The 10,723-nt window shown below is 55.0% G+C and carries 7 protein-coding genes; 4 read left to right on the top strand and 3 right to left on the bottom strand.

The window, feature by feature from the left end; all coding sequences use genetic code 11:
- Nucleotides 1-423: S26 family signal peptidase (locus tag RMSM_RS16745; RefSeq protein WP_040767540.1), on the bottom strand; the 423-nt coding region annotated here is incomplete at its 3' end.
- Nucleotides 424-816: 393 nt separating this feature from the next.
- On the opposite strand from RMSM_RS16745, the gene RMSM_RS16740 reads away from it, so the two are divergent.
- Nucleotides 817-2,715, top strand: a complete 1,899-nt coding sequence (locus RMSM_RS16740) for a tetratricopeptide repeat protein (protein WP_052031667.1) — start codon at nt 817-819, stop codon at nt 2,713-2,715.
- Nucleotides 2,716-3,021: 306 nt separating this feature from the next.
- Nucleotides 3,022-4,830: a hypothetical protein gene (locus RMSM_RS16735; RefSeq protein WP_144057717.1), complete on the top strand. Its 1,809-nt coding sequence runs from the start codon at nt 3,022-3,024 to the stop codon at nt 4,828-4,830.
- A gap of 70 nt (nt 4,831-4,900) precedes the next feature.
- Here RMSM_RS16735 and RMSM_RS16730 read toward each other — a convergent pair whose 3' ends face one another.
- On the bottom strand, nt 4,901-6,949 hold the full coding sequence (locus RMSM_RS16730; protein WP_144057716.1) for a RodZ family helix-turn-helix domain-containing protein: 2,049 nt from the start codon (nt 6,947-6,949) through the stop codon (nt 4,901-4,903).
- A gap of 538 nt (nt 6,950-7,487) precedes the next feature.
- Between RMSM_RS16730 and RMSM_RS16720 the strand changes: the two genes are divergently transcribed.
- Both RMSM_RS16720 and RMSM_RS16710 read left to right on the top strand, forming a co-directional pair.
- The gene (locus tag RMSM_RS16720) at nt 7,488-7,814 is read left to right on the top strand and encodes a hypothetical protein (protein ID WP_008698605.1); all 327 of its coding nucleotides are present in this window, start codon (nt 7,488-7,490) and stop codon (nt 7,812-7,814) included.
- Between the two features lie 404 nt (nt 7,815-8,218).
- Nucleotides 8,219-10,522 carry a SulP family inorganic anion transporter gene (locus RMSM_RS16710; RefSeq protein WP_008698602.1) on the top strand — a complete coding sequence of 768 codons (2,304 nt, stop codon included), beginning with the start codon at nt 8,219-8,221 and terminating at the stop codon, nt 10,520-10,522.
- Here RMSM_RS16710 and RMSM_RS42685 read toward each other — a convergent pair.
- The coding region (locus RMSM_RS42685) for a hypothetical protein (RefSeq protein WP_040767534.1) at nt 10,495-10,723 on the bottom strand (229 nt) is incomplete at its 5' end. The genes RMSM_RS16710 and RMSM_RS42685 overlap by 28 nt on opposite strands.

Raw genomic sequence — 10,723 nt, 5'->3', positions numbered from 1 at the left:
CCGGTCGCCATTGAAGGTTCCGTCATCCGATTCGCCAGCCAGATCCATTGGATTGACGTGCCGGCAATTCGGACAGATCCCCGCCACCACCACTTCGTCGGTTGATGCCCCACGACGTTCCAAACTTGCCCCAACTTGGAATAAATTTCCACAGCGGTCGCAGGTTTGGTCTTTATGAGCCCCCATCAATGTCGGAGCCATCGAGCCGGTGGGAATCACAAAGGCTTCGGCCAAAAACGCTCGAAACAGCAACGCCAAAATGAACGCAACCACAAACGCTTCGACGGTTTCGCGTTGGCCAGCCATGCGAAACGCTTCGGCACGGATTTCCGCAGGATCACGACCATCCTGCTTCGAGGCGGATGCACTGCCCGAGGCGGATTCGGTTCCCGAGGATGGGGCTTTCTTGTTTTTTGGTTTCATCAATGATTTACAACAGAGAGTCACGACGGAATCGGGAACATGCCCGATTCCATTGTGGAAAATTGCTAGGCTTTGGCATAGTAGCGGTTTTACGAGAGCTGCGGAACTTCGATTTCATTCGCTGCCGAAGTCACGGTTCTTGGCATGCCACAGACAAATTGCAGCCGATAATCGCTTACTTTCTGCTGAAAACGCCGCTTTCGCCTCTTTGCTAGCTCGAAAATTGTTCCGGCTCATGCTGCGGGTCCCCGCGTCGACAGCGAGAAAACATTTCGTCGCGGCGGTGGTGTCTCGCTTTCACAATGCACAAAAACACCAATTGCTTTAGAATAACGTGGCATTCATAAAGCCGTGCTTGTCATCGTTTTCCGGAGAATCCGCATGCGTTTCTGCATGACCCCAACCTCAGCTGGCCCCCATCTGGGTGCTTTTTTGACATTGCTGGTGTTGCTTGCATTGTCTTCCAATGTCGTTCTTGGAGACTCGGGGGACGAGCCGTCGCAAACCTCCCAAACAGGCAGCAGCGAGTCGGCAGTCAATCGGCTGATCGAACAATTGGGCAGCGAAACCTATGCGACGCGGGTTCGAGCACGCGAGTCGCTCGCCCGTCTGGGTTTGCAGGCGTTCGACGAATTGCATTTGGCCCAATACCATCCCGACAACGAAATTGCGATGACGGCCCGCCACTTGGTGAGCAGTTTGTTGGTCAGTTGGTCCAAGCCAAGTGATTCCGACGAAGTGCGAGACATCCTACACGAATACGGCGCCCAGAGCGTCGACGAACGACGCAGCCGGATCGTCCGTTTGTCGGAATTGCCCGAGCGTGCGGGGTTGCAGGCGCTGGTTCGGCTGACTCGCTTTGAAACCTCGCTCGACCTCAGCCGGGTGGCCGCATTGGCAATCATGCAACAAGATGCATCCGATGTGGTGGATCGGCGAAAACAAAATGCCCAGCAGATTCGCGAAGGCCTCGGACACAGCGAGCGAGCCGCTGCGACTTGGTTGATGGCGTACGCTGGCGATTTGCAACAGGGAACCTACGATGCCGAGCGATGGAGCGAAATCGTGGGCAAGCAGCGTCGCCAATTGGACACCGCGTCGAATCAACAAACCACGCGTGACTCAGTACTCGAACTCGTCCGTGTCTGCGTCCGGCATGCTTGGTTGAGCGACAAGTTCGATGACGCATTAGCGCTTGCCACAGCCAATCTCGATCTGATTCCGCCCACCACGCGAGATCTCACCGAAGCCTGTCGTTGGGCCATCGAAAACGGCCTACATCCGATCGTCATTGAACTGCAAAAACGTCATCTGCAAATGTTCGATGCTCAACCGATGTTGCTGTACTCGGCCGCGGAAGCAATCAAAGCCGAAGGGGATCCAGGGCGAGCACAATTGCTGGCGGACCAAGCGATGGAGATCCGTCCATTTCCAAACGACGCAGCTGAGCTTGAAGCGATCTCGCCCAACGAACTCGAAGAAATCGCACAGACCCATCGCGAAATTGCCCAAGAATTGCAAAAGCGTGGACTGTATGAATGGGCAGAACGCGAATACCGCGGCATCATCGACCACTTAGAAATGGATGCGTCACCGTCGGTTAGCGCTCGTGATCTGCTCGCCACCATGTTAGCCGATCTTGAACGACACCAAGATGTAGTCGATTTGTTGACTCCGTTGATCGATCGGATCGAAAGCGACGACCAACTTAAGAATCGTTTGAATGCTTTGCGATTTTCCTACGACGAAATGCGTAGCAACATCCTGTGGCATTCGGGACTGCTGAAAGTTCAACAAGGCGATGTCGAAGCGGCGAAACCGTTGCTCGTCAAAGCATTTCGGCTGAGACCTGCAAATATTGACATTTTGATCTCGATGTTTCGGCTCGACCAAAACGATCCCAATTGGAGCGAGACCGTCGACTTGTTGCTAAACCAAAATATCCAACGCTCGAAGCAAGAAATTGCCAGTATCGAAGTAATGATGAAGCAGCAAGCTCGGTTCCAACCACGCGGTTACGAGCTCGCGCAAGCCTTGAATCAATACGCGTGGCTGGTTAGCAATACCAAAGGCGACTATGAACAAGCACTCCGGTTCAGCCTAAAGTCGGTTGAACTATTGCCAAACGATTCGGCACTGCTAGACACATGTGCGCGATGTTATTTCGCAGTCGGTGATTATAAAAATGCGGTACTCACCCAGCGAAAAGCGGTTCGTTTGACGCCTCATTCGCCCCCCATGCTTCGTCAACTCCGCGAATTTGAAGCAAAACTGGAAGCCGAAAGCCTTTAGACGGCGTCTGATCACGCGATCAAGATAATTTCGTAATGGCGACCTTGCGCGTCACGAAATTGCCCCAGCCCGCACAGTCTGGTGCGGATCAGGGTGGGGGTCGCACCGCCCGTGGCAACGGTCGATCAGCCGGTTGATCCTCCGCGTCCTCTGCAGATATTCGTCGTCTCCGGTATAACCGCTGCGATCGACGAGGTATTCCACTGCCCCCGACACGGTTTGCGTCATCGTTACAAAAAGTAACGTAGGTTTTTGTTGGTTTATCACCTGATCACGCAAAACCTAACTCAGTTGGAAGCTTTGGTTATGAGGAAATCCTCACGTCGCAAATCGACCTCGAATACTGCCGTCACGCCACGGCGTCACGATAGTTTCTACCTGCTCGTTGGGTTCACACTGCTGTGCCTAGGAACGCTGCTTGGTTTGTTCTCTGGTCTCCCCAACTGCCATCGCGCCTATGCGATGAAATCATTTCCACGCGAATTGGATCTTGATCAATTGAAATCCGAAGGTATGGGGGATAACCCATTTGTCCTTCTGACGCATGTGGACTTTGACCACCAAGCACCGACAAGTCCGCTCGAACATATCACCACGGCATTTGCCGAAGGGTTAAACCCCGTCGAACTGAGCAAACACCCTGAGTTGATCCAGACCAAAATCGCAGCGATGAAACAAGATGTGGCGGACACGCTCGGGCAAGCCCCCATCGACTCGCTGCTGGAAGAATCGTTTCGTGGCATTCCCTTGTTCTCGAAGACCAAGGGACTGCGGGAATCCGGCCCGCTTGTCAGCTTGTCACGACACAGCCGCGACGTGACGAACGCAAAACAGCAAATCGATTCGTCCGATGAAATCCGTGGCTACCTTCACCGTGACACCTGCGATGCAACGATCACTCTGATGAACACGCTCGTTTCGCCGCCAGCGAGCGACGACGGTGCCGCGGATTGGTTCACTGCAATCAAGCAGTCGGGAATCATGCACGCGGGCCAAGCTCACCCCGATTCGCAGCCACGCTATCGGATCGAGCCGCTTCAATCCCCTCCGGACAAGCTGACATCGGCGTTTCTGTTGATCGCATCATTGGGGATGATTGCCACGGGATTGGTGCTATGCGGCACATGTTCACTTTCGATTTGGTCGTGGCTGTTTTTGCCGCTACCATCACTCGTCAGCCTGCTCGGTATTCCGCTGCGACGCGGACGCGGTGGCAGCAAGACGCGATTCGCTTATACGTTTGTCGGAATCAATTTACTGATGATTGGCGGCTATCAAGCTTACCTGCTGGGCGGCTTTGGACAACCCGAAAGCCACTCGCTACACACGGTGCTCGGTTTTGGCTTGATCGCCATCGGCGTGGCTGCAGTGTTGGGTGCGATCGTCAATGCACGGGCTCCGAAACCCGAGCGAATTCCGGAAGTCCCAATGCCGAAATCGGCCGAGGCCTCTCCGAGCGCAATCCTGCGTTACAATTCATCATCGAGTGAGGTCGAGGATGAATCCACAAATGAGAATTCGGATCAAGGCAATCGACCGAGCAAGATCTACCAAGATCCGGTGGTGTTAGCCGCGATGGATGATCACGTGGGCAGCTTGACGATGGATAAGATGGAACGGCTGAGCGAGCTTGGATTTTCAAGCCGTGCCTTTGCGAGGTTCCAAGACAAGCCAACATCCCAGTCGATTGGTTTGATGCTGGGTTGCAACCACACCGTGCTTGCCGAAGTCAGTGACAACACCGTTCACCCCACCGTTCGGCTAACCAGCATCTTGCACGATGGTTTACCGGTCATCACGGTATCCGAATCGGTGACCCAATGTGATCACCCAAAAATGGCGACAAGCGGAGTCTATCAATCCGCACCCGACGAACCGCTGAAGGCAATGTTGGCTGCGCATTTGCAACAAGCCATACGAATGTCGGAGAAACGTGACAGCAATATTGTCACGATCGATTGCGACGAAAAGGACGAAGTCTTTTTGCTCAGCCACCGAGCATTTGCGAGTGTTCGATCGCAACACGAAGAGTTGAACTTGGAGGTCGGCCCTGCGACCTATGAACGTTTTGCCTTCCCGCCCCAGCCGATCCCAGAATTGGCCGTAACGCAGTAAGCTCCTGCGGCAACCGCCCGGGATACCGACGCAGCGGGATCACGAAAGCGGTTCTGTGTTATTGACCGAGTTAGGTTTGAACCTTCGGCAATTGGCGAACGATGTAGCGAGGCAGCAACATCATCACACGATCGCTGACCGAGTCATAGGTAATCCGTCCGCCTTCATCGCCGCGGCCCGCCATCACGTCGGAAACCTGCTGAATGAACGTGTCACGTTGGTCACCAAGCGGTTCCGACCACACGACCAACAGCAAACGGTCGTACGTCGCTTCGGTGCCTACCCACCAAAGTGAATCGTCAACACGACGCACTTGCATCTCAAATGGTCGCAGCAGGGTGGACAACATCGTGCCGGCATCGTCGTTCGCATACGGCATCACGAGCTGCTCGGGCGACAGACGCCGTCGTCGAGCATCAAACCAATTCACCATACAGGTGGCTTGATTTTTTCGCGATACACGACGCAAAAGCTCGGCGATCGTGATCGGAGCATCGAGTGCGGGCCCCGAATCTCCGGCGGCAAGCACTGGCCACGGCCCCGTGGTCGCATTTGCCGCGTGAGCCCAGCGACTGAAGAATTGATCCGGTAGCTTTCCTTCGAGCCCCCGCATCCGTCGCAGCGATTCAAACGCAAGAACCGCGAGTTGCTGTTCTGCCAATGTGTTGCCAATTTTGACGGTTCCTGGCTGCGGCTCGGCATCCTGCTGTAAGAATTTGCCCAACACCGAGATCGCGGTCGATCGATCGTCGCCGAAATCATCTAGTTGAAGCAGTGGCTCCACACGCGTGGCAAACTCAGTGTCGTCCATTGTGATCATCGCATACGATTGATCGAACTGAATCGCGGCCCCAATCGACGTGCCAATCTGTTCCAAATGCTCTCGTGCTGACAAAAAACCGCGTGCGGTGGGAACCCGTTCGCGGATACTGATCTGCGCCAAATCCAATGACATCCAATCAATCTGGATTGGAACGCCCGAAAGTTGGCTGAACAACAATACCAAATCGCCTAAAGGATAGCCTTTGGCGTTCATGGCAAATTTCAATGCCAACGCCCGATCGAGGTTGATCGGCGGAGGCGGGGTGGCGATCATCATCGGATCGAGCGTCTCCTCGGCTGCGTCTTCGACCTTCAGTTTGTCGAGCGTCGGCGGCGTTTCGATTGTCGGTTTCGTTTCGTTGGCTTCGCGACCGAGATCCAATAACAGCGTGAACTTTCGTAGTTCGGGTGGAATTTCATCCAGCTTTGACATGCCATCGTCGACAACCGGAGCAGCCGCGTCTCGGTCAACGTCAACAATCGGGCCGAGCGGATCCACCGGTAGCAAGTCGCTGGGAATCTCGTTGGACTTGCCTTTGGGTAACGAAACCGCAGCAAGCTCCGATGGCATCGGTTTCACAGCGGTGGAGTTCTCTGTGACTTCGCTAGGTTTGGTCTCGCCCGGTGTAACGTCAATCGGGTTCCCATCGCTGGGTTCGACGTCGAGGTTGGTTGGATTGTCGTCGGGGTTCGAGGGCACAACCGTCGCCGGCTGGGAAGCTTCCTCGGGTTTCGTATCGACCTTTGTCGCGGAATTCGTTTCGGAATTCGTTTCGGGGGCAATCGCATCGGCCTCCACAGAATCGCCGGCGTCAGGGATATCGGTGCTATCAGCGGCGGTCGCTGGGGACTCGATCTCAGCACTGGCGGATCCTCGGTCCCATGTCCGCACAAACCACACGAAGACCACTGTCGCAATCAGCACGGTGGCGATCGAAACGGCCGCGATCATCCCCATCTGGCGAGACTTGCGGGTGCGGTCGCTTTGCCAACCATCGGGCGAAATCGGCATTCCCGGATCCGCTAACTGCGATGGCGGCACCGACTCGGTTCCAACAAACGGTTCTGGATGTGACTGAATCGGGGGAGCGGCGGTATCGGGATCAAATTCGCCCGCAGACAGAGCGTCTCGGGTAATCGTTTCGCTATCAACACTGTCCATCCCCAAGGCAACCTGCTGGGGGTTTCTCGGCAGCGATTCGGGCGCGTGGCTTGGCGGCAATTCGCCCTGGATTTCCACCATCGAGCCGCATTTTGGGCAGGCAGCGATGGTCCCCACCAGTGATGGATCCGTCACCCGCAAACGACTTGAACACGTCAAGCAGCGGACTGCAAAAGGTTGAAAAGCCAAGCGACCCCTTCCCAAGAAATAGAGTGTCCGACATCCGATGCCGGTCATCGCGTTCGTCGAAAACACCGGCACTGCCGTTTTTCACACGATTCCATTCTGTTTTATCATGACCATTTCCTAGCCAATCACCAACCTTAAACGCGCGATCTCCGGCCAGTTCCAGCCAAGATTGCTAGAAAACCGCCCTTACCAAACCGGAAATCGGTGCATCCCGATCCTTGGTTCCGCTGAGTTTTTTCACCTGAGCGGGCAATTTTTTTGGCTAAAAACCCCGTAAAAAGCGAAACGCCCGGGAAGAGAGGCGGCAAAATAACGAATTCAAGAATTCTCTTCTCGCCAACACACGATCTTCATCTGTTGGTGGATAATATTTTCACCTTGACGAACCCACTCGATTTTCTATCGTATTCTGAGCGTGGTGCCGATTTTACTGTTGTTACCACTCCGGTTTACTGTCTCGCCCCTTTGGGTCCAAAAATCTTTCATGAAACCGCGTTGTTCAGGTGCCTTTTTCGCTCTTGTGCTATTCGCTTTGGCATTGCCATGCGGCACGTTTTTCGTGCCTGTATCGCTGCTCGCCAACGCGACGGATTCACAATCGCCAGCGGAAGAGCACGAAGAACGTGAGCCGATCTCCGAGACAACTCGCGAACGAAAATCGCAAGAGCATCATCGGCGAGAACAGGCCTATCCATCGGCATTCGACCTGCTGCGGTCCGATGCAAAAGTCCGTGTAAGTGAGCGGACCCCCCGGCGCAGTTTGGTGGGGCATCGCATTAATGAGGCGGTGCTTGCTCCGATCCGCTGTTAGCGGTCACTCTTCTGCGGACGCTCTCTTTGTTCGCAATGATCCCATCGCCAAAATTTGGCACGTCTTGACCGAATTTGCTTGATCGCATCGCTCATTTTGCGAGCGTGTTTTCATGAATCGCAAATTCCGTGATTGTGCGTCCCCCAGACGATTCGTCTCGTGAAACATTGGCGAGAAGACTGTCATCGCGTCTGAGAACGTGTCTGCGTTTCGTTGCAAACGATTGACTTGGCACCGACTCTAAAATCCGCAGTTGCATGTCAGGGATCGATACTCGAAATCCGTGCGTCCGTTGTGGCTCTCCGGCTGCCGTGATCGCTGCTTGAGTTCATCCGATTCTACCGTGATCGGTTTCGCAACATTCTCTCACTTCACCAAACTTGCTTCCTAATAACTCCACTTCTATGTCGAATTCACAACCACCCCGATCCGGTGCAACCACGTCACTATTTTCTCCGAAAACAATCCCGAAGGATTTCTTGTCGGGGATCGTCGTATTCCTGGTGGCGCTTCCGCTCTGTCTCGGCATCGCAATCGCCTCGGACGCGCCTCCGTTTGCCGGTGTTTTAGCAGGCATCATCGGCGGTATTGTCGTCGGTGCTCTTAGCGGCTCGCACACCAGCGTCAGTGGTCCCGCGGCGGGATTGACTGCGATTGTCGCGGCACAAATTGCTTCGCTCGGTTCCTTCGAGGCGTTCCTGTTGGCCGTCGTGGTCGGCGGCGTGTTGCAGATTGCGTTAGGGATCGCTCGGGCCGGTGCATTGTCAGCGTTTTTCCCCTCCAGTGTGATCAAAGGCTTGCTGGCTGCGATCGGGGTAATCCTGATTCTGAAACAGATTCCTCACATCGTCGGCCATGACAATGACCCCGAGGGGGATATGGCGTTTTCGCAGCCCGACAACGAGAACACCTTTACCGAAATTTTCTTGACTTTGGCTGGCGACATCCACGTCGGCGCGTTGGTGGTCGGTCTACTTTCGATCCTCGTTCTGGTGATGTGGGAGAAGATCAAACCGCTCAAACGCTCGGTCGTACCGGGGCCGTTGGTGGTTGTTTTGATGGGCGTCGCGATCAGTGTGTATCTGCGAACCTTGGGTGGAAAGTGGGAAATCACTTCGACTCACCTTGTTCAATTCCCGGTTGCGGAAACGCCATCTGCGTTTTTCTCGTTCTTCACCACGCCTGATTTTTCTCAGTTCACCAACCCGGCGATCTACATCGCGGGCGTCACAATCGCCATCGTCGCGTCGCTGGAAACGCTGCTGAACCTCGAAGCGGTTGACAAGCTTGACCCCGAGCAACGCGATTCGCCTCCGAGCCGCGAATTGGTTGCCCAGGGTGTTGGAAACGTATTCGCCGGATTGATAGGCGGTTTGCCGATGACGTCGGTCATTGTCCGCAGTAGCGTCAATGTCGATGCCGGCGGCAAAACAAAGATGTCGGCGATTTTCCATGCCGTGCTGCTGCTGTTGTGTGCGGTCTTTTTCCCGCAGTACATCAACATGATCCCGCTCTCGGCGCTGGCGGCAATCCTGATTGTGACCGGCTTTAAACTGGCCAGCCCCAAACTGTTTTCACAGATGTGGAAAGAGGGTCGGTATCAGTTCGCTCCGTTTATCATCACGCTTGTGTCGATCGTGATGACCGACTTGCTGATCGGAATTCTGATCGGTCTGGGCGTCAGCGTGCTGTTCATTTTGAACAGTAATCTGCGTCGCCCCATCCGACGGATTGTCGAAACGCACCTCGACGGAGATATCATCCATGTCGAATTGGCCAATCAAGTCAGTTTCTTGAATCGAGCTGCCTTGGATAAGTTGTTAGTCGAAGCGCCGCGAGGCACTCACCTATTAATCGACGCGACTGAGTCGGACTACATTGATCCGGATATTTTGAGCTTGATTCGCGACTACAAAGACAACAAAGCCCCCGCACGTGGCGTCACAGTCAGCTTGAAAGGGTTTCGCGATAAATATCAATTGCAGGATGAAATCCAGTTCGCCGACTACTCGACACGCGAATTACAGGGCCGCGTCACGCCGGAACAGGTTCTATCGATCCTCCGCGAGGGAAACCACCGTTTTGTGACTGGAAATCGCTTGTCTCGCGACTTCGGGCGTCAAGTCAATGCAACCGCGAGTGGGCAAACGCCGCTTGCGGCAGTCCTCAGCTGTATTGATTCGCGTGTACCAGCCGAATTGGTATTGGATGTTGGACTGGGCGACATTTTTAGCGTCCGCGTCGCGGGTAACGTCATCGGCACGAAGTCGCTCGGCAGTCTCGAATACGCCGTTACCGTCGCGGGTGTCAAACTCGTGCTGGTAATGGGGCACACTCGCTGTGGCGCCGTCACTGCCGCCGTGAACCTGTTGGGGACAAACCAAGACGTCACCCAGGCAACCGGTTGTCCGCATCTTCACGCGATCATCAACGAGATTGAACCCTCCGTCGATCGCGATGAATTCCGTGCCGCAAACGCCGAGGGCGAATCGCATGTCGACGCACTGGTTGATCAAGTCACGGTGCGAAACGTGATGCAGACGGTGGAAAAGATCAAGGGCCGTAGCGAGGCGATCCGGTCCGCTGTGGCATCGGGCCAATTGATGGTCGTCGGCGCCGTCTATGATGTCGCCAGCGGCAAGATCAGCTTCCTCGATGATGCCGGCCAAGAACGGACCGATCAGGCCACCGCGGTCCAGCACGCGTAAGGCAGGATGATCGCTGAACACTCGAGGTGCTGAATAATCCCCTCGAGTCGGCGATGGCAATCCGTCGCAATGCTATCACACGCCGTGGTCTCAGCGTCGGGCAACCCGGTTGCCCGACGCCACTGCGGCGATTCGTGGTACCGAGGTTGTGCAGAAGCTGTGCCGTGTCGAGGCATCTCCGCGACCAGGCTTGTTTGCTTC

The organism is Rhodopirellula maiorica SM1, from assembly GCF_000346295.1.
Taxonomy (GTDB): domain Bacteria; phylum Planctomycetota; class Planctomycetia; order Pirellulales; family Pirellulaceae; genus Novipirellula; species Novipirellula maiorica.
The sequence above is the reverse complement of the archived record's forward strand: the minus strand, read 5'-3'. Positions and strand labels throughout refer to the sequence as shown.